Here is a 23782-nt window from a genome sequence, read left to right as displayed (position 1 = left end):
CCGCCGGATCCTGCCGGCCTGGCGCGCTATTCTTGTGCCTCGAACCAGTCGGTCGGGATCCGCACGGGACTCGATTTGTGGATACAGAGGACGTTCGAGTCCATCGGTTCGCTTCGCGGCTCGTCGAGCGCGATGAGCCTGATCTCGCGGTCGATCTCGTACTGTCTGTATCCCATGCTCGACAGGTGCGAGAAGCTGCGCAGACTGCCGTCGCCGCCGCCGAGGCCGTCGATGATCGACGAGTACTCGTAAAGGATGATCGGCAGGTCTCGGCGGATGGTGGCATCTCCGCCACGAAGGACTTCCAGCTCGGCTCCCTCGACATCCACCTTCATGAACCGCACCGGGCCGATGTCGTTCTCGTTCACATACCGGTCGATTGTGGTGGCCAGTACGTGCTCGTCGCGGACTTCGTGCACCGAGAGCCGATGCAGGCTCGACAGTCCACGGTTCGTCTTGCCGTCGCCATCGATGGCGCGTCTCACGTGGAGCGTCACGGTTTCCACAGATGGGTCGTCCTGGACCGCAGCCGGAACCACGACCACGTTGCTCAGCCTGTTCAGTTCGACGTTTGTCTGCAGCTGGCTCGCGTTCTGGAAGTCCGGCTCGAACGCATGGACGGTGCCTTCGGGTACGGCCAGTCGCGCGAGGGGCAGTGTCACGAGCCCCGCGTTCGCGCCTATGTCCAAGACGACGGAGTCGGGCGGGATCAGCTCGCCGAGCCTCGTGGCTATCCAGTCCGGCAACATGCCGCTGTCGACGATGTGCTTGTCCAACGCCGACTCCGGGTGGACGAGGTAGCGGATGCCGAACTGACCTTCGGTGATGTAGGGGCGTTCAGTCTCCATGCGTCCTCCATTGGGCGCGTATGACGGGTCGCTATCATAGTATGCCGACAGTCCGCGCCCTGCCCAACGCCGCGCGTTGCGTGCGGCGGCACCACGGAGGAAGGGCCGTTGGAGCTGGCTTGACGCGCCAGTTACGCTCAGACAAGCTGACTGCATCTTGTTCGTCCGGTCGGCGTCTTCGGCGAGACTCGAGTGTGGACGCTATATGGCAACGAACCGCGTGGGAGCCCCGGCACCTCTGAACTGGCATGTGGACTTCATCGTCCGCCTGGCTGCCCTTCTCCGCCCATGTGTGTACGTCGAGCTTGGTCTCTACCAGTGCGAGCTGTTCAATCAGGTGATCCCCTTCGCAGAACAGCTCGTAGGCGTTGACGCCGGCCCTGCATCCGGCGAGTACATGGAGCCTGCTCCGAATGCTCGGTTCGTGTGTGCCACGACGCAGGACTTCGCCCGGCAGCTTCATGAGAGCCCCATGTCAATCGACATGTTGTTCATTGACGCGGATCACTCGCGGGAGTCAGTGCTGCGCGACTTCAAGGACTACTTCTCCTTCGTGAGTCCCCACGGCATTGTTCTTCTTCATGACTCGCATCCCGGAGATGCCGAGTTGACTCAGCCCGGCTACTGTGGCACCGGCTATCAGGCGGTGGAGGAGCTGTCCCGGGACACGAGCGAGTACGAGATGATGACCATTCCCATCTCGCCGGGCCTTACCCTGTGCCGCAAGCGGGCATCGCAGTTGTCGTGGATGGAGGGCGAGGTGGCGTCGCTGTCGCCCGTACCGATCGCGCCCGAGAAGCAGTTCAGGATCGTATGCATCGCTCAGGTGTACAACGAACTGCGCAAGGGCAATCTCGAGCGCTTCGTCGACCATGTCATCCCGCTCGTGGATGCGCTGGTCGTGTATGACGATGGGAGCACCGACGGCACGTACGAGTACATGCTGGGGAGAACACCCCACGTCATCCGCGGCGTGCACAACGATTTCGCCAACGAGATCAGTCACAAGCAGGTCCTGCTCGACCGCGCCCTCCAGCTCGCACCGGATTTCATACTGTGGCTTGATGCCGACGAGGTCCTCGCGACGGAGGACCGAGAGCGTCTTCAACAGGTGTGCGGGTGGAGTGCGGCCCACGGCATCGACGGTGTCCAGTTGCACGAGGTGAACATCTGGCGAAGTGACTCCTGGCGCCGGCTGGACAGCCTGTTCGATCTGGGTTGGTTCGTGCGCCTTTGGAGAGTCATGCCCGGCATGGGCTATGAGGTGGCCGGCCCCGGCCTCCACCAGGCGCAGTACCCTTCTACCATCCAGCGCATCGAGAAGAGTGGGGATCTGGGGGTCCTCCACTACGGCTTCGCGAACGAGCGGAACCTCTCGCATAAGTACCTGGTCTATCGCAGACACGGCCAGCGAGGCTATGACATGCTCGACCGGCTGGTGAGCGAAGAGAGGCTCGACCTCGAGAGAGTCCCCGCTGAGTTGTTCCCGGCGGACTTGCGCAGAGACGATCCGCCGCCGGGTCCTCTCAGTTTCGAGGAGTCCCTGTCCTTCGTCGAGCGGTATCGCGAAGAGGTCTTCAGGCCGGGCTTCTCCATCATCTCCCTCGTGTACAAGAGCGTGGACTGGGCGAAGTTCGTACATCGCCAGGTGCTCAGGCACACCGACATGCGCGACAAGGAGTTCCTCTTCGTTGCGAACGACGCAAGCGACGAGGTTCTCGAGTATCTGCGAGACAACTACCTGCCCCACGTCGTGTGGAAGAACACGCCCGAGCAGCAGGCCGAGTGGTACATCAACAACGTCTACCGTGCCTACAACTTCGGCGCCCAGCAGGCTCGTGGCGACGTCCTCGTCTTCATCAATACCGACATGGCCTTCTCCCCGCGCTGGCTGGAGTCGCTCTGGGCGGGCTACGACGGCTCCAACTGCGTCGTCTCGCGACTGGTCGAGTCCGGCAAGCTGCGCAGCGGCCAATACGGCATCGAACGCGATTTCGGGACCGAGGCCGAAGAGTACGATGAGGCCGCCTTCCTCGGGTTCGCCGGCTCCGTCGCCGAGGACCGGGTCGCGGACGACGGTCTGTACATGCCGTTGCTCGTGCGAAGAGACCGTTTCTTGGAAGTAGGAGGGTACCCCGAAGGAAACATACAGCCGGAGAGCGACCTCTTAGCGCCGGTGATCACGCGGCAAGGAGAGCCTTGCATCACCGGCGACAAGGTGCTGATCGACAAGCTGCGGAGTCGTTCGATCCGGCACCAGACCGTCTTCAGCAGCGTGGTCTACCACTTCCAGGAGGGCGAGAAGGACTCGGCGCCGATCCCTGGCGAGCAGTCCCGGCCCAAGGTCGCGATCTGCAACGACATCGTGACCGGATCGATGGGCGAGAGGGTCCTCTGGGACTTCATGCTCGAGTCTCTCCCGTCGTCCATCGGCGTCGACACTCGGGTCGTCGGGCTGAACGATGACTACGCGCGTCTGGCGGGCAGCTACATCCAGGAGACGCTGCAGAGCATCGAGGTCATCATCCAGAACGCGACGTTCATCGGCACCGTCGACCCGTCCCGCTACACGGTCGCCTTCCTGCAGGACAACCTTCGTGCCATGGGAAGGGATACGTCGCAGCAGGAAGAGAACATGCGCGCCGCGCGCAGACTGGTGACGAACTCCATCCAGACGGCCATCTCGTACCCCGAGTACGACTTCGACATCATCTCGGTGGGAGTCGACTCCGACCTGTTCCGGCCCATAGAAAGGGCGCCGTTGCGCGAGGAGCTCGGCTTCGGCGACGAGCGCATCGGCATCTTCGTGGGCAGCTTCGATGAGGTCAAGGGGTGGTCGAGCGTCGAGGCGTGCGTGCGCATGTATCCGGACATCACGTGGATCCTCGTCACCAAGAAGGACGAGTCCTTCGAGGCGCCGAACGCGAGGGTCTACAGCCGGATACCGCAGGAGCTCCTGGTCAAGCTGCTCAACTGCGCGGACTTCTTCATCGTGGGCTCGCCTGTCGAGACGCAGTGCCTCGCCGCGGTGGAAGCCTGTCTCTGCGACACCCCCGTGATCATGCGCAGCGTGGGGATCCTCAAGCAGTTCAGCGAGGAGGAGCGCCGCAAGGCCGGCGTCATCGGCGACGATCTCGCGTCCGCCGTGGCAGACATCAAGGATCTCGAGTTCAGTCCTCGCGAGGTCATCCTGTCAAAGGGCCTCACCGTGCAGGATTCCATGCGGCGGTGGCGTGTGCTGCTCGAGGAGGTATTCCAGGAGATCGCTACCGAACGCGCCCGCTCGGATCCACCGGAGGGTGAGGTGGGCCGGTGAAACAGAAGCGGTCTAACCGGGTGAGCGTCGTCGTCCCCACGTACAACCAGGCGCAGTACCTGCCGCTCGCGCTCGATAGCATCCTCGGGCAGACGTACGGCGACTGGGAAGCCATCGTCGTGAACGATGGCTCGACGGATAACACCGCTTCGATCGCGGACGATTTTGCTCGGCGCGACCCCCGCTTCAAGGTGATCCACAAGGAGAACGGCGGTATCTCCTCGGCGCTCAATGCCGGCCTCGCAGAGGTCACCGGCGGTTACTTCTGCTGGCTGTCCTCCGACGACATGTACCTGCCCGGGAAGCTGGAGGCGCAGATCCGTGCGTTCGACACGACCCATCGGAAGGCCGGGATCGTCGTCAGCGGCTACCAGAACATCGACCCGTCAGGGCAGGTGACCGGTACCTTCGTTGCCAACCCCGAGGCCGTCGGTCATCCCGAGGCCAACCTCGTCCTGCACGGGAACTTTATCAACGGTTGTACCATCATGGTGCCGATGGACGTTATCAAGCGTGTCGGTCCGTTCAGCACCCGCTACCGCTACGCGCAGGACTACGACATGTGGACCCGAATCTGTCTACGATATCCCATCGCATGGCTGGACGAAGTGCTCGTCGCATATCGGGTGCATCCCGAGCAGGGATCGGCGACGCAAGTTCCCGATTGTCTCATGGACTCGTACGTCATCATCCATGAGATCCTCAGGCGGCACTCCTTAGAGGAGGTGGCGCAGGGCTTCTCGCTCGGCACTGATGAGGCTGTGGGCCGCACGCTCGATTACGTGCTGTGCTCGGTTCTCTGGGAGCATTCCTGGATCAACTCGCAGCCGTTGAACGAGGTCTTCTGGGAGTGGTTCGCCGGGAACCTGAAGCGGCGATTCCCGGACCAGGATGTCATCCAGATACTCGGGATGATGGTCCAGGAGATTCGCGCGCAGGGCGCACATCCGGTAGTCCTGGGCAACCTCGACAGCATCTCGGCGGCCGCCCGGTCGCTTGCGTCCATGGCCCCGTTCCGGCCGGTGAGAGCAGCGACGAATACGTCCGCGGAGAGCGGCAAGCCCGGTCCCGCGGCGAAGGGCACCAAGCGCAAGGCAGACCGGAAGCGCATCGCCTTCACCATCGTGGACGGCGGCGTGCGCGGGGGCGGCGCGATAGTGCTGTACCGCTACGTGAACTGGCTCGGCGCTCTGGGTGTCGAAGTCGGGATCTACTCGGACAAGCCGCCGCCGACATGGATAGAACTCGATGCCAGCTTCTCGACAGTGCCCGACTGGGATCAGCGCTACTCGTCCATCACCGAGCCCATCGTCGTCCTCTACTCGGCGCTCGAGATCCTGCCGGCGCTCCGGAACGACAATCAGGGTAAGCGGTTCTGCCATCTCTGTCAGGGGTACGAAGGGTTCCACTATGGGACGACCTACGCCGAGCGGATGCAAGAGAAGCCCTACTTCGACTTCCTGCACCGGCTCCCGATGACGCGGATCGCGGTGTCGGAACATCTTCGGGAGCTGTTCCGGAAGAAAGCGAACGAGCCTGTCCACGTCATCCCGAACGGCGTGGACCTGCGCGTGTTCTTCCCTCGGACGATGCTGCCGGCCGGCGACGAGATGAGGGTACTCGTGGTCGGCGATCCCACCTCGCCTGCCAAGGGGATTCAGGACCTGGAGAGGGCGCTGGCGATCGTCGCCGCTGCCAACCCCGAGTGGAGACTCGTTCTCGACATCGCATGCGCCCATGGGGTCTCCCACCCGGCGCCGTCCGGTGCCGGATTCCGCGAGGAGATGGCAGAGGCTCTCACGGCCGACGCGATGCGCGAGCGGTACCATTCGGCCGCTGTCGTCGTGTGCCCTTCCTGGTACGAGGGCTTCGGTCTTCCCGCCGCGGAGGCGATGGCTTGTGGCGTCCCCCTCATCACGGCAGACAACCAAGGCACGAACGGCTTCTGCACGTCGGAGGAGGATTGCCTTGTCGTTCCGGCCAACGACCCAAAGTCGCTCGCGGGGGCTATCCAGCGGCTTCTCGCCGACGAAGACCTGCGCACCAGACTCGCCGAGAGGGGCCTCTCCACGATCCAGGAGTTCTCGATGCGGCACCAGTTCGACCGCTTCGTCCCGGTCTTTCAGGACATCCTCGGCACTCGTTTCGACGCCGATAAGGTCGAGCGGCTGAGGAGCATGCTGGCGTGAGAGTCGTCGTCTTTGGCGCGAACGGCATGCTCGGACACCAGCTGTGCCTCCGGCTGGCGACCTCGCTCGACGTCTGGGGGACCGTTAGGGGCGATCCCCTCGACTACGCCAGGTATCGGCTCTTGCCGCAGGAGAGGCTGCTCGGAGGAATCGACATCACAGACCTGGAGTGCGTGAGTCGCGTGCTCGCCCTCTCAGAGGCCGAGGCGGTCGTCAATGCGATTGGGATCATCAAGCATCGCGATGAGGCGAAGGCTGCCATCCCGTCGATCGTCACGAACTCGCTCTTCCCGCATCAGCTCGCCGACGTGTGCGAGGCGGCCGGCGCGCGGCTCGTCCACATGTCGACCGACTGCGTGTTCTCGGGACGCCGCGGCTCGTACACCGAATCCGACCTGCCCGATCCGCCGGACCTGTACGGTCGGTCCAAGTTGTTGGGTGAGGTCGACCGGCCGGGCTGCCTGACGCTTCGGACGTCGATCATCGGATGGGAGATAGAGAGGCGCACTGGGCTCCTCGAGTGGTTCGCCACGCAGCGCGGCAAACGGATCGGCGGGTTCCGGAAGGCGATCTACTCTGGAGTATCCACGGCCGCGATAGCAGACCTCATCGCCGACGTGCTTCGAACCCGACCGGACCTATCCGGCGTCCATCACGTCGCGAGCGAGCCCTTGAGCAAGTACGACCTGCTGGTCAGGCTGCGAGAGAAGCTGGGCTGGGGTGATATCATCATCGAGCCGGACGATGAGTTCGCCTGCGACCGAAGTCTCGTCGGGGAGCGCTTCGAGGCGGCGGCGGGATGGCGGGCTCCCAGTTGGGACGATATGCTCGGGAGTCTGGCGGCGGAATGGCCGCGCTACCGTCAGTGGAGAGAGTCGACAGATGACTGACAAGGTTCTTGAAGGCAAGCGTGTTCTGATCACCGGAGGCACTGGTTCCCTCGGTCAGGTGCTCGTGCGCCGTCTGTTGACGGGGGAACTCGGCAGGCCCGAGAAGGTCGTGGTGTTCAGTCGCGACGAGGCGAAGCAGCACGCGATGCGTGTGGCCTTCAAGCACTTGCGCGAACCGACCGACGAGGTGATCTTCAAGCATGCCGAGGACGTCCTCGACTTCCGTATCGGCGATGTCCGCGACTTCCACTGCGTGAGTGCCGTGCTCCGTGACGTGGATGTGGTCTTCAACGCCGCCGCTCTGAAGCAGGTTCCGACCTGCGAGTACTTCCCCTGGGAAGCAGTGAAGACCAATGTCGCCGGTCCGGAGAACATCGTCACCGCCATCCAGGAACACGACCTGCCCGTGCAGACCGTCGTCGGGGTGTCCACGGACAAGGCATGCAAGCCGGTGAACGTCATGGGGATGACCAAGGCGATCCAGGAGCGCGTCTTCATCCAGGGGAACCTGCGCTGCAACGGTACGCGGTTCATTTGCGTCCGCTACGGGAACGTGCTCGCTTCGCGCGGTTCCGTCATCCCGCTCTTCACGGAGCAGATTCGTGCGGGCGGTCCCGTCACGATTACGACGCCGGAGATGACCCGCTTCCTGCTGAGCCTCGACGACGCGGTCGACACGGTCTTCGCTGCGTTGAGGCGTGCACGGCACGGTGAGACGTACATCCCTCGCGTGGGATCGGCCAAGGTCACCGACATCGCGGCGGCGATGATCGGCGAGCGCGACGTGAGGACCGTGATCACTGGGATTCGTCCCGGTGAGAAGGTCCACGAGATCCTCGTGAGCGAGGAGGAGTCGAACCGTACCGTCGAGGTGGGGGACGAGTACTACGCCATCCGACCCATGCTCCCCGAACTCCACGAGGGCCCAGAGCCGGACCCTGCGCTCAAGGCCGAATATAGCTCGGCGAATGGCTTGTTGGACAGGGTCGCGCTCACGCGTCTCCTTGAGAAGCATCTGCTGACCGATGTCGGTCGTGAGCGGACGGGCGAGATGCTGGCATGAGGGTCCTGACCGTACTGGGGACGCGTCCCGAGCTCATCCGTCTCTCCCTGATCATCCCTGGGCTGGACGAACTGGTGGACCACGTTCTCGTGCACACGGGTCAGAACTTCGATGCGACCCTGTCGGATGTCTTCTTCAAGGAACTCGGGATCAGGCAGCCCGACCACGCTCTCAACATCAGGGGCGCGTCTTTCGGCGAGCAGGTGGGCTTGATGCTAACAGCCGTCGAAGGCATCATCCAGCAGTGTCGTCCGGACGCGCTTCTCGTGCTGGGCGACACCAACAGCGGCCTCTCGGCGATCGTCGCGAAACGGGCCGGAATCCCGGTCTTCCACATGGAGGCGGGGAACCGTTGTTTCGACGATCGAGTGCCGGAAGAGGTCAATCGTCGGCTCATCGACCACGCGAGTAGCATCCTGATGCCGTACACCCAAAGGAGCAAGGAAAACCTGCTACGGGAGGGTATCCCGTGTCATCGCATCTTCGTCACTGGGAATCCGATCAACGAGGTGCTGACACACTTCGAAGCGGCAATCGACTCGACCGACGTTCTCGACCGGCTGGGTCTGACGGCGGGCGAGTTCTTCCTCGTGACGATGCATCGGGCTGAGACGGTCGACTCCGAGGAACGACTCGGCAGCCTAGTCACGGCGCTCGAGGCGATCAGGGACACGTACGACCGGCCGGTCCTTTGCAGCCTGCATCCTCGCACGCGGGACAGGATGGCGCGAGCCGGGATGAGCTTCGAGGGCACCGGCATCCGCTACCTCGAGCCGCTCGGATTGTTCGACTTCGTGGCGCTCGAGAAATCCGCGCGTTGTGTGTTGACCGACAGTGGCACGGTGCAGGAGGAATGTTCCATCTTCCGCGTCCCGAGTGTCACTCTCAGGGAGGTGACGGAGCGTCCCGAGACGATCGAAGCCGGCTCGAACATGCTGGCGGGCGTCGGATCGGGCGGCATCCTGAGGGCAGTCTCCACCGTCCTTGCCAAGCCACCCGACTGGGAACCGCCCGCGGGGTACCTCGATACGAGCGTCTCGAGGACCGTCGTCAAGATACTGCTTTCCGAGCCGTTGCTCCGCTCGGACACCCGACCCCTCTAGTCCCGCCCCCATTCGAGCAACCATCTCGCGCCGCCTCGTCGACCGACAGTGCCGCTGGTTGCCAACCTGCCCTCCCACCGTCACCATTGCCCTCATGAAGGCCCTCATCCTCGCAGGCGGCAAAGGCACCCGGCTCCGGCCGATCACCTACACGCGGGCCAAGCAGCTCGTGCCCATCGCGAACAAGCCGATCCTCTTCTACGCCATCGAGGCGATCCGCGACGCCGGTATCGCCGACATCGGCGTCATCGTCGGTGACACCGCCGATGAGGTGATGGGCGCCCTCTCCGACGGTTCGCGCTGGGGTGTGCGGATCACCTACATCCCGCAGGAGGCACCGCTCGGCCTCGCGCACGCCGTGAAGATCGCCGAGGAGTTCATGGCCGGCGACTCCTTCGTGATGTACCTCGGTGACAACCTCATCGCCGACGGCATCACCCGCTTCGTCGACGAGTTCCGAGCCGACGGCTGTGACGCGCAGATCCTGCTCGCCCACGTTCCCAACGCCAACCAGTTCGGGGTGGCGGAGCTTGGGCCCGGCGGCAGCGTCGCGCGCCTGATCGAGAAACCCGAGAACCCGCCGAGCGACCTCGCCCTCGTCGGCGTCTACCTGTTCGACAACACGATCTTCGAGGCGGTGGACTCGATCGAGCCGTCGGCACGCGGGGAACTCGAGATCACCGACGCCATCCAGTGGCTCGTCGACCACGGCCGCACCGTGCGTCCGCACGTCATAGAGGGCTGGTGGAAGGACACGGGCAAGCTGAGCGACCTCCTCGAGGCCAACCGCATCATGCTCGACCAGATCGAGACCGTGGTACTGGGCGACGTCGACGATCCCGACTCGCTCCACGGCCGGGTACACATCGCCAAGGGCGCGCGCGTGGCCAACTCCACGGTGCGAGGGCCGGTGGCGATAGGCGAGGGCGCCATCATCGAGAACGCGTTCATCGGCCCCTATACCTCCGTGGGTGACGGTTGCGTCGTGCGCGGAAGCGAGGTCGAGCACTCGATCCTGCTGCACCACTCGGTCCTCGAGGACGTGGGCCACGAGCGGGTGGTGGATTCGCTGCTCGGCGTCGGCGCGTCGGTCCGCAAAGGTCACTCCAAGCCCGCCGGGCACCGCATCATGATCGGCGACAACTCGGAAGTCATCCTCGGCTGACCCGCCAGTCCTGGCGCATACGTGGTATAATCCCTTCGGTGTATATGTGCGTTATGTTCCGGAGGTTCGCATGTCGCCGAATCGCAGAAGGGCATCACGATACAAGGCCGCGGTCAGACGACTCGAGCAGATCGAGCCGGGCGGCAACCTGAGCGCCGAGTTCGTCCGGCGCATAGGCGCGGTCCTCGACGAAGTGCCCGATCTCACGGCTTACCGCTGGGAACTGGTACTCGCCATGGAGAGCGTGCTCGGCGCCGCGAGTGCTGCCGGGGTGATGGCGGGTGGCCCCGCGAAGGTCGTCGCCGAAGTCGCTCGAGAGAACGTGGTGCGGGCGGCCGCTCGTCGGCGCGTGCTCGACGAGCCGGCTATGGAGGCCGATTCGGTGGCGCGAGCTCTTGGCTCGCGCTCGGTCAACCTCAGCCAGTACGCGAACCTGCGCCGTCGCCGCGGTGAGCTTCTCGGCCTGCGAGTCGCGAATCGCTACCTCTTCCCGGCCTTCCAGATCGACAGCGATCGCCGACGCGTGCTACCCGTGGCCGTCGCAGTGAACGGGCTGCTGGGCGCTGCGCAGGACCCGTGGGGCGTGGCTTCGTGGTGGTTCTCGGACAATGCGCGTCTTGGCGGCGTACGTCCTGCCGACCTGGCCGCCGACGAGTGTAGGGTTGACGACGTGCTGCGTGCCGCGCGCGCGGTTGTCGCGCCGGTCGGCTGAGTCTCCCGACGTGAGCTGGTACCCTCCGCCGGAAAAGGCGCCGCACAGGGCCGAGATCTCGGTATTGCATGCGGACACGGTGCTCTTCCGTGTGCATTCCGCACGTTTCGGGCCGACCGAGTTCAACCCGACCGACCCAAACTCGCTCGAGGCGGGAGGCGGTGGGCGCTTCGACAGTCCGGGCGGCGAGCCCCCCTTCCTCTACGCTGCGCGTTCGCCGGAGACCGCAGTCGTCGAGTCGCTGCTGCGTGACCTGCCGTTCGATGCTCGCGGTGGCCGGGAGCTGTCTGCGGCAGCCCTCGCCGCGCGCTGCGTGTCGGAGCTGCGGGCGACCCGAGGCCTGTCCCTCGTCGCGCTGCACGGCGCGGGGCTCGCCGAAGTCGGTCAGAACACGTGGCTTGTGCACTCGGACGCTAGCGAGTACCCGCAGACACGCATATGGGGGCGGGCGATCATGGCGTGGAACCCACGAGCCTCTGGACTCGAGTGGCGTCCGCGTCACGACGACGATGGCTTGGCGGTTTGCCTGTACGAGGACCGGGCTGGAGATCGGCTTGAGGCGGTCCGTACGCTCCCGCTATGGGAAGGCGAGGGGCTCGCGTTGGTTCGGGCCACGCTGCTCGCCTTCGGGGTCGCCGCTCCTGGTGTCATTCGGCAGTGAGCGGCGGCTCGGAGATGGGGACCGTTTGTTGGTACGATGATGGTCGCGCAGGTGTGAGACCTCGTATCACCGGGGACTAGGAGATCGAGCAGATGATCGACGGAGTGAAGGTCAAGGACCTCAAGGTCGTTCCCGACGAGCGCGGCCTTCTGATGGAGATGCTCCGCAGCGACGACCCGGACTTTCAGAAGTTCGGCCAGGTCTACATGACGATGGTCTATCCGGGCGTCGTCAAGGCGTGGCACTACCACAAGAAGCAGGTCGACCACTTCGTGTGCGTCTCGGGCATGGCGAAGGTGGTGCTCTACGACGACCGCGAGGGTTCGCCCACCTGCGGCGAGACCAACGAGTTCGTCATCGGCTTCCAGCGACAGCGGATGATCATCATCCCGCGGCTCGTCTACCACGGGTTCACCCCGGTGGGCACTGAGCCGGCGAGCATCATCAACCTGCCCACCGAGCTCTACGACTATGAGAATCCGGACGAGCACCGCCGCCCTTGGAACGATCCGGAGATCGGCTACGACTGGGGTGTGAAGAACGGATGAGGCTGCTCGTCTGCGGTGGTGCCGGCTTCATCGGCTCGGCGTTCGTGCGCCGGATGCTCGGCAAGCACCCGGACTGGCGGATCGTCGTCTTGGACAAGCTCACCTACGCCGGCAACCTCGACAACCTGCTGCCGGTCGCCGAGGATCCGCGCTACTCGTTCCATCAGGGCTGCATCTGCGACCGAGAGGCGGTCGAGCGCGTCCTCGACGAGGACGGACCGGTCGACGCCGTCGTGAACTTCGCGGCCGAGACGCACGTGGACCGCTCCATCGACGACCCCGATTCGTTCCTGCGCACCGACATCCTCGGCACGCAGAGCCTGCTCGAGCGCGTGCGCGATCGAGGCATCGGCAAGATGGTCCAGGTCTCGACCGACGAGGTCTACGGCTCGATCGACTCCGGCTCCTTCTGTGAGACCGACCGGTTGCGCCCGTCGAGCCCGTACTCGGCGAGCAAGGCGGGCGGCGACCTGCAGGTGCTCGCGTACCACACGACCTACGGGACGCCGGCGCTCGTCACGCGCGGAAGCAACACCTACGGTCCGTACCAGTATCCCGAGAAGCTCATCCCGCTCTTCGTCACCAGCGCGCTCGAGGGCGAGAAGCTACCGCTGTACGGAGACGGTCTCAACGTGCGCGACTGGCTGCACGTCGACGATCACGCCGACGGCATAGAGGCCGCACTGCTGAACGGCCGCTCCGGCGAGGTCTACAACCTAGGTGGCGGGAACGAGCGCACGAACCGCGAGATCGCCTCGATCATCCTCGACGAGCTCTCGCTCGACGACGGCGCGATCGAGTACGTGACCGACCGCCCGGGCCACGACCGCCGCTATTCGATCTCGTGCGAGAAGGCCGGCGAGCAGCTCGGCTGGCGGCCGAGCGTCGAGTTCGAGTCCGGCCTGCGCGAGACGATCCGGTGGTACCGCGACAACGAGTGGTGGTGGGGCAAGATCAAGCATCACTCCGGAGAGTTCGCCGACTGGCGCAAGCGCTGGTACGAGGAGCGGTAGCGGCATGCCTCGCGCGTGGCTCATTGCCGGAGCAGGCGGCATGCTGGGGACCGCACTCCAGCGCGTGCTGGTCGCACGCGGCGAGCGTCTCGAAGCGCCGCCGGAAGGTTCGTTCGACATCACCGACGAAGGGGTGGTGGCTCGCGTCGTCCACGGTTTCGCAGCCGGTCTCGAGCCCGGCACCGAGGGCGTGCTCGTGAACGCCGCCGCCTACACCGACGTCGAGCGTGCCGAGGACGAACCGGAGGTCGCGCAGCTCGTGAACGGGCGCGCGCCGCGGCTGCTCGCCGAAGTCGCCCGCGACGCCGGGCTGCGCTTCGTCCACGTGTCAACCGACTTCGTCTTCGACGGCACCAAGTCCGGCGCATACACAGAGGAAGACGCGCCTAACCCGCTGTCGGTCTACGGCCGCTCCAAACTCGATGGGGAGCGCGGTGTGCTTGAAGCCGACTCGGATGCGCTTGTCGCGCGCGCCGCGTGGGCCTTCGGTCCGGCGGGCGTGAACTTTCCCGTCAAGATCCTTGCGGCGGCGCGCACGCGCCCCGCGCTCAAAGTCGTCACCGATGAGGTCGGCTCGCCCACCTACACGCTCGATCTGGCCGCCGGTATCGTCGGGCTCGTCGAGGCGGGTGCCTCGGGACTGTACAATCTCGTCGGCTCGGGCGCGTGCTCGCGTTTCGAACTCGCCGCAGAGACGTTGAGACTCGCCGGCGTCGACACACCCCTTGAGCCCGTGACGAGCGACGCCTTCCCCACCAGAGCCGCGCGCCCGGCGAACTCGGTGCTCGACTGCGCCAAGGCCGCGCGCTCGGGCGTGACGATGCGCGACTGGCACGACTCGCTCGCTGATTTCGTTCTCGGGGATCTGGGCTGACTGTCCGTCGCTCCTGGCGGTTCAGGTATCCTTTCACCACGAGGACGCATCCGAGGAGGGGACATGTTCGCAACGAGAGTCACAGATGGCGTCGATCGGATCGATGCGATCGACTGGAGCCGGTATGCCTGAGCTCGGCACAGAACGCCGCAACATCCTGTTCTGTTCGCGATCGCTGTGGGCGAGCGCGTGGTATCGCTCCCATGTTCCCGGCATGGAGCTGTACAAGATGGGATACGAAGTGGTGCTTCGGGAGGAGCCCGCTCGCGAGCTTGTCGAGGGCTGCGACGTGTTCGCTACGCGATACTGGGTCGACGGAACTCTGTGGCAGGCGTTCCAGTACGCCAAGTCGCTCGGCAAGTTCTGCGTGCTCGACGTCGACGACGACGTGTGGGCGCTGCACCCTGACAATCCAGGATACGAGCACTACAGCCAGCCTGGTGCTGGGGATTTCGCGCGGGAGGTCGCGCGCGCGGCCGACATGGTGACCGTCGCGACCGACTATCTCGCAGAGCTCATGAGGCCCTTCAACAAGAACGTACTTGTGATCCGCAACATGCTCCCTCCCGAGTTCTGGCCCACCGAGGCCAAGCCGGTGGTCCACGAGCCGCCCGTAGTCGTCGGCTGGGCGGGCAGCTCGAGCCACGGCCCGGATCTGCGCAAGTTGTGTGGCGTGGTGGAGACGATCCTCGAATACTATCCGCAGGTGCGTTTCGCGTTCTCGCAAACGTGCGAGATCCCGTTCACGCCGCACGAGCGGATCGATATCATCCCGCCGACCAGCGTCGAGGAATACCCGAAGATGGTTCAAAGCTTCGATGTCGGTCTCGCACCGGTCCTCGACAGCCGATTCAACCGCGCCAAGAGCGATCTGAAGTTCGTCGAGTATGGCATCTGCGGGATCCCGGCGATCGCCTCGAAGGTGGTTCCGTACGAGAAGTCGATCCGGCATGGGGAGAACGGGCTGCTTGTGAACTCGCCGGCGGACTGGCTGAAGGCGATCAAACGCCTCATCGAAGATGAGGAGCTGCGCTCGCGCCTGGGCGCTGCAGCCCGCGTCACCGCCGAGAGGCGCACCATCGACCGCCACATCGGCAAGTGGATCGACGCGTTCGGGCTCGACGAGCCCGTGCGGAAGCCGGAAGTCTAGCCGAAAACGAAAGCGGGGACCGAACGGCGTCCTGCGTCGCGCTGTGCCGCCGGTGTGTCCGGTTGAGCAGCCGCTCGCTACCTCACAGTCACGTAGTCGTAGCCGCTCGACCACTTGGCGGTATGGGCACTGTCAGCGGGAGCGTAGGCCTTCAGACGCCACCTGCCGACGTAGGGCAGCCTCACGCTCGCCGAGCATCTCGTGAAGGTCGAGTAGTCCGCTGCTCTCGCGTTCACGTAGCCGTAGGCCCTCCATGCGCCCGACACGAGGCGGTACCTGTAGATGCGAACCGGGTACGAGCCTGCGGCGTGACGAGGCTTCAAGGTGGCGTATACGACGTACGAACCGGTGCGCGACATCGTCGCGGGGGCGACGGGATCCGAGAGCGTCGGTGCCGACCGTGGTGCGGGGGTGGGCGCAGCACCCAAGCGAAGGACGGTGCCACGGCTCCCGACCGCCCATCCCGTGGTGGCGTTGACGAAGTGGACAGACTCGAGAGTGTTCGTCGTGCCGGAGCTCTGGGCTGTCCAGGTCGTGCCGCCGTTCGTGGTCTTGATGATCTCGCCGCCGTATCCGACCGCCCAGCCGGTGGTGGCGTTCACGAAGTGGACGGAGTAGAGGTCCCATCTCGTGCCGGAGTTCTGGGCCGTCCACGTTGTACCGCCGTCCGTGGTCTTGAGGATCGTGCCGCCGTTCCCGACCGCCCATCCGGTGGTGGCAGCCACGAAGTGGACCGAGTAGAGGACGTTCCCCCCCGACTGGCCGGAGCCCCTCTCGCTCCATGTGGCACCGCCGTTCGTGGTCTTGAGTATGACGTCCCAGCTTCCGACCACCCATCCCGTGGTGGCATTGACGAAGTGGACCGAGTAGAGGGGCCGGCTCGAGCCTGAGCCGGTGACCTGACGCGTCCAGGTCGTGCCGCCGTTCGTGGTCTTGAGGATGTTCTCCCAATCCCCGACCGCCCAGCCGGTGGTGCCGCTGACGAAGTAGACGGAGCGGAGGAACCCGGTCGTGCCGGATCTCTGAGCCGTCCAGGTCGTGCCGCCGTTCGTGGTCTTGAGTATGGTGCCGCCACCGCCGACCGCCCAGCCGGTGGTGGCGTTGACGAAGTGGACGGAGCGGAGCCAGTTCGTCGTGCCGGATCTCTGGGCCGCCCAGGTCGTGCCGCCGTTGGTGGTCTTGAGGATAGTGCCGTGGTAGCCGACCGCCCAGCCGGTGGTGGCGTTCACGAAGTGTACGGAGGACAGCTCGTTCGTCGTGCCCGACGTCTGTATGGTCCGGGCGGCGTCGCCGATCGCGCTCGGTGCGACTGCGAGCGACAGGACCAGCGCCGCGACCGTCATGCCGACGCCGGCGAGAAGCCGGCGCGCGGGCGCTCGACCCGTCCGTCCTCCCGGACAGCGGAACGTATCCGTCCACGATGAGAACGACATGGAGTCTCCTCTCGGCGCGGTGGCCCCCCGCGCGCCTCCAGACTGCGGCCTCAGCGTATCACGCTTGGTGGACGGCCGAGCCTGCCTCGCAGTCCTCCACGCCCCCGCAAAACGAAAGCGGGGACCGAAGTCCCCGCTGGTCGTTCTGGCGCGCCCTGCAGGATTCGAACCTGCGACCTTTCGGTTCGTAGCCGAACGCTCTATCCACTGAGCTAAGGGCGCATAGCATGTCCAGCCCTGGAGCCCGGCCATCCTGCCATCGCCGAGGGCGGTATGTCAACTGGCGGAGAGTGAGGGATTCGAACCCTCGAGAGAGCGATTAGCCCTCTACTCGCTTAGCAGGCGAGCGCCTTCAACCGACTCGGCCAACTCTCCGCGAAAGGCGCCGCAGGCGCGCAGAGGGGAGTATATCAGGTTGGCGGAGGGAGAGGGATTCGAACCCCCGGGCCCCGAGGGGCCAGCGGTTTTCAAGACCGCCGCGATAAGCCAGACTCTGCCATCCCTCCGCATCCAGGCCCGAGTGTAGCATCCTGGCCGGTCGCGACGCTCACGCCTCGGGCAGCAGCGCGATGCTCCAACCGGTGCCGGTGTGCGTCGAGATGACCGATCCCGCCGGGTAGACGAACATCTCCGTCACCTCGTAGGCGGCCTCGAGCGCTTCGCGCAGCTTCTGCGCGCGCTCCTCGCGCATCGCGTAGCCGACCGCGAAGGCGCCGCGCTTCGCATCGCCCATGCGATCGGCGACCCACGCGAGCGTGTGCTCGAGCGCGGCCTTCTCGCCGCGGTCGCGGCGCACGGGCACGAACTCGCCGTTCCCGTCGACGGTGAACGTCACTTTGAGGTCGAGCATCGCGCCGAGGAACGACGAGACGCGGCCGATGCGGCCGCCCCGCTTCAGGTTCTCCAGCGAGTCGACGCCGACGATCATCTTCGCACGCTCCCGCGTGCGCTCGAGACGCTGGAGCGCCGCAGCCGCGCTGATGTCCTCGGCCGCCGATCTGGCGGCGTCGAGCACCTGTAGGGCGAGGCCCCACGAGAGGTTCAGCGAGTCGAACACGTGCACTTTGCCGGCGAACCGTTCGGCCGCCTGGAGGGCGGAGCCGATCGTGCCGGACAGCCGCGAGGAGATGTGGATCGAGATGACCTCTTCGGTCTCGGCGAGCGCCCTCTCGTACGCCTCCACGAAGGCGCCGACGGATGGTTGCGACGTCTTGGGAAGCTGCGGCGCGGCGCCCATGCGCTCGAAGAACTCCGTCTGCGTGAGAACGCCGTCGGCGAGTGTCTCCTCGCCGAACGTGACGGAGAGGGGCACGACCGTGATGCCGCGCTCTTGCGCGATCTCGGAGGAGATGTCGGCGGTGCTGTCGGTGATGACGGTGAAGTCGCGCATCGGCAGGCCTTTCGGTTCAGTCGGGTACGACGGTTGTGCCCGTTCCGATGCTAACATTCTCACATGGAGGCAGACATCGCGTTCATGGCGCTCGCGCTCGAAGAAGCGCGCTTGGCCGCCGCCGAGGGCGAGGTGCCCATCGGCGCGGTCGTGGTGTGCGAGGGAGCGGTCGTGGCGCGGGCACGGAACCGGCGCGAGACGGACGCCGATCCCACGGCGCACGCGGAACTCATCGCGATCCGCGAGGCGTCGCGCCGCCTCGGCCGCTGGCGGCTCTCCGACTGCACCGTCTACGCGACGCTGGAGCCGTGCCCGATGTGCGCCGGGGCGATGCACCAGGCTAGAGTCGAGCGCTGCGTCTACGGCGCCGCCGATCCGAAGGCGGGCGCTGTGGGGACGCTCTACGATCTGTCGAGCGACGAGCGCCTCAACCACCGCTTCGCGGTCACGGCGGGCGTGCTCGCGGACGAATGTGCCGCGCTCTTGCGCGATTTCTTCGCGGGATTGCGTACGAAGAAGGAGGACGCATGAGATACTCGCGCGTGCTCGTCGCTCTGTTGCTCGTCCTCGCCGTGCTGCTCGTCGCGCCGGCGGCCGCCCTCGCCAAGAGCTACTCGATGCCGCGCGTGGAGATCGCGGGGGTCGTGGCGGGGGACGGTTCGCTCTCCGTCATCGAGTCGCGGTCCTTCGACTTCTCCGGCGACTACAGCCGCGTCTACTGGTATCTCGAGAAGAGCGGACGCGAGATCGAGATCCAGGGCGTCGGCGGACCCGACGGGAAGTTCGCCCTCACGACCGACCCGAGCGCCGGCGAGTCCCGGCCTCCGGGGACGTACCGCGTCACCGACGAGGGCTCGCGCGTGCTCGTCGAGGCGTTCCACCGGAGTGCCGACACCCAGGCGACGTTCGCGCTGCGCTACGTGGTGCGCGGGGCGGCCCAACGCTACTCGGACACGAGCGAGCTGTACTGGAAGTTCGTCGGCGACTAGTGGGAACTCCCGACCGGCGAGGTGAGCGTCAAGCTGATCCTGCCGCCCGGCGTGACGAGGGAGCAGGTCCGCGCGTGGGCGCACGGACCACTCACCGGTGTCGTCACCATCGAACCCGACGCGAGCGTGTCGCTGTCCGTCTCCGACCTCCCCGCGCGGACCTTCGTCGAGGGGCGCGTGCTCTTCCCGGTCGAAGCCCTGCCGAAGGCCGCGCCCATCGCGGCCGCTCGCGAGCAGGAAGTGCTTGCCGAAGAGGGGCGCTGGGCGAACGAGGCGAACGCGAAGCGCGCCGCCGCGCGACGCACCGTGGCCGCGGCGACCGGCGCCGGCGTGGCGCTGCCGCTGCTCGGCCTCGCCATCGTGGCCGGGCTGTTCTTCCGCTTCGGAAAGGAGCACAAGAGCGACTTCCCAGGCGGCTACCTGCGGGAGGACCCGGCGCCCGACACGCATCCCGCGCTCGTCGGTGCGCTCTGGCGGTTCGGGAAGGTGGGCGATCCCGAGGTCGCGGCGACGTTCATGGACCTCGCGGACCGCGGCGTGCTCTCGATGCGGCCGCTCAGCGTCTCCCATCAAGGTCTCTTCGGCGCCAAGGAGGAGCAGACCTACGAGCTCACCCTCGACGCGTCACGCTGGGGTGAGCTGCACGTCCTCGACCAGGAGCTGCTCTCGCTCGTCTTCACGACCATCGCGGGGAGCAGCGTGCTGACGCTGGCGCAGCTCAAGGCCGAGGCCAAGGCGAACCCGCAGGTCTTCGCGAGCGGGATGCAGAAGTGGCGCGCGAAAGTCGCCGAAGAGGCGTCCGCGCGCGGCTGGTTCGAGAGCGCGGGGGCGTACGCTCAGGCCGGCGCCTGGATGCTCGCGGTGGCGGTGGCGGTGTCGACCGTCTTCGCGGTGGCGATCGCCGAGAGCGGTCTGCCCGTGCTCGTCGGCCTGCCGTGCGTGGTCGCGATGGGCTTCGCGGCGACGCGCATGAGCCGCCGTTCGCGCGAGGCGAACGACCTGTACGCGCGCTACAAGGGCGTGCACGACTACCTGCGCGACTTCTCCCGGCTGAGCGAGGCGCCGCCGGGTCACGTGAAGCTCTGGGAGAGGTTCCTGGTGCTCGCCGTCGTCTTCGGCATCGCCGAGCAGGTGATCGAAGCGATGCGCGTGCGCATCCCCGAGGTCGTCGAGGACCCGGCGTTCCGCACGGTCTACTGGTGGGCATATGCGGGTCAAGGCTACTCCTCGCCGGTCGGCGCGCTGTCCACCGGTTTCGCGTCCGCGGCGGCCGTGGCGCGCTCCGAGATGTCGAGTTCCTCCGGCGGCGGAGGCGGATTCTCGGGCGGCGGCGGAGGCGGAGGAGGGGGCGGAGGGGGAGGCGCGGACTGACCGCGACAGGGCATTCCTGCCTGTCTGGGCTAAATCCGCGGGCCAACCTTGCCGAAACTAGGATAGTGACCGTGCGCACATGACGCCGAAACGAGAGGCCTGCTCGCCATGACGTCTGCCGACATACTCGGAGTGCTAGCGCTCGTCTTCGCAGCGGGCCTGCTCGTGAGCGTGCTCGCGCTCCAGCGCGTCTCCGAGGGCTCGATGATCGCCGAGAACATGACGTACGTGCTCGCCGGCGTCGTGTGTCTGGCGGCGTCGGTGCTCGTGGGTTGGGTCGCGAGGTTCTTGCCGCTCGGGCTGTCGTCCGAGATGGCGGAGATGGGCTCCGACGGGCTCATCATCGTCTCGATGGCGTGTCTCGCCGTCTACTTCTACCTGGTGCGCCGGTCGATGGTGCTGTTCATGCGCGCGGCGCGTGGCGAGGCAGGCACGGATGGGTAGCCTGCTCGGGACGCGCATAGAGGAGACCCTCCGGCCGATCGTGGGGACCGTGCTCGCGACCGTGTCCGTCGATCTCGAGTCGCGCCGCATCGGCAAGACGTCCGATACGCTCGTGCGCGGCGACCTGCCGGTCATCGCGGACAACATCGTCGGTCAGCTGCGGCTGCTCGTGGGCGAGGACCTCGCGAAGGCGGCCGCGCAGCGCGTGCGCGACCTGGCGTAGCGCGCGGCGACTGGGTATACTCGCGCTTGCGCCAGCGACCCGTCCGGCCAGCCACTCGGCCGGGACCGGGGGCGCGTTGGAGAGATGGCCGAGTGGTTGAAGGCGCACGACTGGAAATCGTGTATGCGGTGTTGAACCGTATCCAGGGTTCGAATCCCTGTCTCTCCGCCAGCGACACCCCGGCGATCCTTCGCCGTAGCACCTCGCGGAGAGGTGGCAGAGTGGTTGAATGCGGCGGTCTCGAAAACCGTTTGGCGGTATCCCCGTCACGGGGGTTCGAATCCCCCCCTCTCCGCCATATGCAGGCAAAACGTGGTCCCGGAGCCTCTGGAAAAGAGGAACGGGGCCACGTGCTTTTGGGGTATTGCTACCGGATTGCTCTGGGTCGCGGACGTCACCTACGTACGGCGACTGCTCGAGCCGATCGGCGACATGTCACCGGTCGAGTCCGAGGATCCCTACGGGATCGAGTGGGCCGCGAACGATACAGTCGGACTCAAGGAATCGATTCTCCACTGAACCCGGGGCGATTCACTCCGGCGATCTCAGCCGCTGCGGTGTTCTCTGCTGCCCGGTCTCCGCATCGCCCAGATCACGAGAAGCACGATCCCTGCGACGACGAGCGCACCGAGCAGGAACATCGGCAGGCCACCGGACCAGCCGCTACCCATCATGTTGTTGAAGCCGGTTCCTATTCCGCGACCGAATCCCATCATCGTTTATCCATCTCCTTCAGGTGGCAGGTGCACGACCGTGTGTATTCCCGGAGTGCTCGTCGAATGAAACGTCGGCCGTCAGGCGGGTACATACGCCATGTACGGACCTGTCGATCCATCGTCGTTTGGGGGCGATCGCGATGTTATGGACGATCATCGTCATCCTGTTCGTGCTCTGGCTCTTAGGATTCATCGGGCACATCGGCGGTGGACTGATCCACGCGCTGCTGGTCATCGCACTCGTCCTGTTCATATTCAACCTGATCTCTGGCCGTCGGGCCGCGTAGAGGGAGTACTTCATGTCGAACGTGAACACAGCTTCGACCGATCGTCGCAGTCAGGTCCATACCGAGGTCCGCGCGCCGATCGAAGCGGTGGTGTCTCGGGTTGTATGGTTCGTCTTCGGCGTGATCGAGGTGCTCATCGCCATCCGCTTCGTCCTCAAGATGTTGGGCGCCAACAGTGGCGCGGGATTCGTTCGCATGATGTACGGGGTGTCCGATGTCCTCATGGCCCCGTTCGCCACGATCTTCGGCACGGCACGCGTGTCGGGGGCCGTCTTCGAATGGAGCGCTATCGTCGCGATCGCCGTCTACGCGCTGATCGCGTGGGGCATCGTCGCGATGATCCGCGCCGTGAACCCGCGCGAGCACTCCGGGACCGTGGAGCGTGTCGAGACGGATGAGGACGTCAGGGATCAGTGACGGCTGAGGATGACCGGACGCTCTGGTCGGAGCTGAAGGCCTACGCGGATTCGCGTGGGTCGACTTTCCTTGCCGCCGTCATCATCATCGCCGGACAGGCTTGGCTGGCGAACAGCCTCGCGCTTCGACCGGTCTGGCTGTTCCCGGTCCTGTCGGCCGCCCTGCTGCTCGCCTCCGCTGCCGTCTACCGGTCGGACCTGGAGGGGCCGAGCGTCCACATGCGATGGCTCGCGCGCGGGGTCGTGGCGATGCTTGCCCTCGCCAATACTCTGAGTCTGCTGTTGCTCGTCCGAAACGTCTTCAGGGGATCGACACTCGACCCGTTCGGGCTGCTTCTTGCCGGCGTCGTGCTCTGGGTGGTCAACCTCGCGGTGTTCGCACTGGCCTACTGGGAGGTCGACGGCGGTGGACCCGAGGACCGCGCCGGGGATAGTGGGAGACTGCCCGATCTCGTCTTCCCGCAGCAGCAGGCGGATCAAGAGGGGCTCGCGCCGGAGGGCTGGACGCCGGCCTTCTCGGACTACCTGTATGTTTCCGTGACGACCGCGACGGCATTCTCACCTACCGACGCCATGCCGTACTCGAGGACGGCCAAGTTCCTGATGGGACTGGAGAGCACGATCTCGTTCGGGATCGTGCTCATGCTGGTCGCCCGCGCCATCAACATCGCCAAGGGGTGATAAGGGGTGAGGGATCATGGACCGGCACGAGACGCCATCTGCTAGCGGGTCGACCGTCAGCGGCTGTCATGACGTGACACGAAGCGGATGCGAATGGCTCACTATGCGCACGGAGCAGCACCAGATGCTCTCGTCCGTTCCCCTCCGGTATGCGCTCCCTCGCACTCGAAAACCGTTTGGCGGTATCCCCGTCACGGGGGTTCGAACCCCCCCCTCTCCGCCAGAGCGACATGATGAAGGCCCGCCCCGGAAGAGGCGGGCCTTCGTGCGTCGGGTCGGCGAGACCCGTGATAGGCTCTG

23 protein-coding genes, 5 tRNA genes and 1 pseudogene are annotated in these 23782 nt (G+C 65.7%); 22 read left to right on the top strand and 7 right to left on the bottom strand.

Features of this window, described 5'->3' with window-relative positions:
* Positions 1 to 26 precede the first annotated feature (26 nt).
* Positions 27 to 848, bottom strand: coding sequence for an FkbM family methyltransferase (locus WC971_06270; protein MFA5844417.1), 822 nt, complete (start codon positions 846 to 848; stop codon positions 27 to 29).
* A 205-nt stretch (positions 849 to 1053) separates the two neighbouring features.
* Here WC971_06270 and WC971_06265 point away from each other — a divergent pair, with 205 nt between their 5' ends.
* The 12 genes from WC971_06265 (at position 1054) to WC971_06210 (ending at position 15532) form a co-directional block, all read left to right on the top strand.
* Complete coding sequence (locus tag WC971_06265) at positions 1054 to 4164, top strand: glycosyltransferase (GenBank protein ID MFA5844416.1); 3111 nt, start codon at positions 1054 to 1056, stop codon at positions 4162 to 4164.
* Entirely contained in the window at positions 4161 to 6353 is a 2193-nt protein-coding gene (locus WC971_06260) for a glycosyltransferase (GenBank protein MFA5844415.1), read from the top strand. Before WC971_06265 ends, WC971_06260 begins: the two co-directional genes overlap by 4 nt.
* Positions 6350 to 7243 carry an SDR family oxidoreductase gene (locus tag WC971_06255; protein MFA5844414.1) on the top strand — a complete coding sequence of 298 codons (894 nt, stop codon included), beginning with the start codon at positions 6350 to 6352 and terminating at the stop codon, positions 7241 to 7243. The genes WC971_06260 and WC971_06255 overlap by 4 nt, the downstream gene beginning before the upstream one ends.
* Complete coding sequence (locus WC971_06250; protein ID MFA5844413.1) at positions 7236 to 8306, top strand: polysaccharide biosynthesis protein; 1071 nt, start codon at positions 7236 to 7238, stop codon at positions 8304 to 8306. The genes WC971_06255 and WC971_06250 overlap by 8 nt, the downstream gene beginning before the upstream one ends.
* Positions 8303 to 9409 carry a UDP-N-acetylglucosamine 2-epimerase (non-hydrolyzing) gene (gene wecB / locus WC971_06245; protein MFA5844412.1) on the top strand — a complete coding sequence of 369 codons (1107 nt, stop codon included), beginning with the start codon at positions 8303 to 8305 and terminating at the stop codon, positions 9407 to 9409. Before WC971_06250 ends, wecB begins: the two co-directional genes overlap by 4 nt.
* A 94-nt stretch (positions 9410 to 9503) precedes the next feature.
* Positions 9504 to 10574 (top strand): glucose-1-phosphate thymidylyltransferase, encoded by a 1071-nt coding sequence (locus WC971_06240; protein ID MFA5844411.1) that lies wholly within the window; start codon positions 9504 to 9506, stop codon positions 10572 to 10574.
* Between the two features lie 70 nt (positions 10575 to 10644).
* The gene (locus tag WC971_06235) at positions 10645 to 11286 is read left to right on the top strand and encodes a hypothetical protein (protein ID MFA5844410.1); all 642 of its coding nucleotides are present in this window, start codon (positions 10645 to 10647) and stop codon (positions 11284 to 11286) included.
* Positions 11287 to 11365: 79 nt separating this feature from the next.
* Positions 11366 to 11947: an RES family NAD+ phosphorylase gene (locus tag WC971_06230; GenBank protein ID MFA5844409.1), complete on the top strand. Its 582-nt coding sequence runs from the start codon at positions 11366 to 11368 to the stop codon at positions 11945 to 11947.
* 92 nt (positions 11948 to 12039) lie between these two features.
* Positions 12040 to 12495, top strand: a complete 456-nt coding sequence (locus WC971_06225; GenBank protein MFA5844408.1) for a dTDP-4-dehydrorhamnose 3,5-epimerase family protein — start codon at positions 12040 to 12042, stop codon at positions 12493 to 12495.
* Positions 12492 to 13508 (top strand): dTDP-glucose 4,6-dehydratase, encoded by a 1017-nt coding sequence (rfbB, locus tag WC971_06220; protein MFA5844407.1) that lies wholly within the window; start codon positions 12492 to 12494, stop codon positions 13506 to 13508. The genes WC971_06225 and rfbB overlap by 4 nt, the downstream gene beginning before the upstream one ends.
* 4 nt (positions 13509 to 13512) lie before the next feature.
* Positions 13513 to 14382, top strand: coding sequence for a dTDP-4-dehydrorhamnose reductase (gene rfbD / locus WC971_06215; GenBank protein ID MFA5844406.1), 870 nt, complete (start codon positions 13513 to 13515; stop codon positions 14380 to 14382).
* Between the two features lie 214 nt (positions 14383 to 14596).
* Positions 14597 to 15532, top strand: coding sequence for a glycosyltransferase (locus tag WC971_06210; protein ID MFA5844405.1), 936 nt, complete (start codon positions 14597 to 14599; stop codon positions 15530 to 15532).
* Positions 15533 to 15609: 77 nt separating this feature from the next.
* On the opposite strand, the gene WC971_06205 is transcribed toward WC971_06210, so the two are convergent.
* From WC971_06205 to WC971_06185, 5 genes are all read right to left on the bottom strand, one after another.
* The gene (locus WC971_06205; GenBank protein ID MFA5844404.1) at positions 15610 to 16965 is read right to left on the bottom strand and encodes a YCF48-related protein; all 1356 of its coding nucleotides are present in this window, start codon (positions 16963 to 16965) and stop codon (positions 15610 to 15612) included.
* Between the two features lie 146 nt (positions 16966 to 17111).
* Positions 17112 to 17187, bottom strand: a tRNA-Arg gene (locus tag WC971_06200).
* Between the two features lie 59 nt (positions 17188 to 17246).
* Positions 17247 to 17340: transfer RNA gene (locus tag WC971_06195), tRNA-Ser, on the bottom strand.
* 41 nt (positions 17341 to 17381) lie between these two features.
* A tRNA-Ser gene (locus WC971_06190) sits at positions 17382 to 17471 on the bottom strand.
* A 41-nt stretch (positions 17472 to 17512) separates the two neighbouring features.
* Positions 17513 to 18355 (bottom strand): DegV family protein, encoded by an 843-nt coding sequence (locus WC971_06185; GenBank protein ID MFA5844403.1) that lies wholly within the window; start codon positions 18353 to 18355, stop codon positions 17513 to 17515.
* A gap of 63 nt (positions 18356 to 18418) precedes the next feature.
* Here WC971_06185 and tadA point away from each other — a divergent pair, with 63 nt between their 5' ends.
* The 7 genes and pseudogenes from tadA (at position 18419) to WC971_06150 (ending at position 21680) form a co-directional block, all read left to right on the top strand.
* Entirely contained in the window at positions 18419 to 18886 is a 468-nt protein-coding gene (gene tadA / locus WC971_06180; GenBank protein MFA5844402.1) for a tRNA adenosine(34) deaminase TadA, read from the top strand.
* Positions 18826 to 19470, top strand: a pseudogene (locus WC971_06175) (DUF2207 domain-containing protein). Before tadA ends, WC971_06175 begins: the two are co-directional and overlap by 61 nt.
* On the top strand, positions 19471 to 20715 hold the full coding sequence (locus tag WC971_06170) for a DUF2207 domain-containing protein (GenBank protein MFA5844401.1): 1245 nt from the start codon (positions 19471 to 19473) through the stop codon (positions 20713 to 20715).
* 108 nt (positions 20716 to 20823) lie between these two features.
* Complete coding sequence (locus tag WC971_06165) at positions 20824 to 21159, top strand: hypothetical protein (GenBank protein MFA5844400.1); 336 nt, start codon at positions 20824 to 20826, stop codon at positions 21157 to 21159.
* Positions 21152 to 21382, top strand: coding sequence for a hypothetical protein (locus WC971_06160; GenBank protein MFA5844399.1), 231 nt, complete (start codon positions 21152 to 21154; stop codon positions 21380 to 21382). The genes WC971_06165 and WC971_06160 overlap by 8 nt, the downstream gene beginning before the upstream one ends.
* Before the next feature lie 78 nt (positions 21383 to 21460).
* Positions 21461 to 21553, top strand: a tRNA-Ser gene (locus WC971_06155).
* Between the two features lie 36 nt (positions 21554 to 21589).
* Positions 21590 to 21680 (top strand) — tRNA-Ser (locus WC971_06150).
* Positions 21681 to 21927: 247 nt separating this feature from the next.
* Here the strand turns inward: WC971_06150 and WC971_06145 are convergent.
* Positions 21928 to 22098, bottom strand: coding sequence for a hypothetical protein (locus WC971_06145; protein ID MFA5844398.1), 171 nt, complete (start codon positions 22096 to 22098; stop codon positions 21928 to 21930).
* A gap of 140 nt (positions 22099 to 22238) precedes the next feature.
* Between WC971_06145 and WC971_06140 the strand changes: the two genes are divergently transcribed.
* From WC971_06140 to WC971_06130, 3 genes are read left to right on the top strand one after another with little or no spacing between them, the layout of a single operon-like run.
* Complete coding sequence (locus WC971_06140) at positions 22239 to 22385, top strand: lmo0937 family membrane protein (protein MFA5844397.1); 147 nt, start codon at positions 22239 to 22241, stop codon at positions 22383 to 22385.
* A gap of 12 nt (positions 22386 to 22397) precedes the next feature.
* Positions 22398 to 22802, top strand: a complete 405-nt coding sequence (locus tag WC971_06135; GenBank protein MFA5844396.1) for a hypothetical protein — start codon at positions 22398 to 22400, stop codon at positions 22800 to 22802.
* Positions 22799 to 23482, top strand: a complete 684-nt coding sequence (locus tag WC971_06130; GenBank protein MFA5844395.1) for a hypothetical protein — start codon at positions 22799 to 22801, stop codon at positions 23480 to 23482. The genes WC971_06135 and WC971_06130 overlap by 4 nt, the downstream gene beginning before the upstream one ends.
* Positions 23483 to 23782 lie beyond the last annotated feature (300 nt).

This window comes from Coriobacteriia bacterium (assembly GCA_041658765.1).
Taxonomy (GTDB): Bacteria; Actinomycetota; Coriobacteriia; order Anaerosomatales; family JBAZZO01; genus JBAZZO01.
This window is presented reverse-complemented; position numbering and strand designations above follow the sequence as displayed.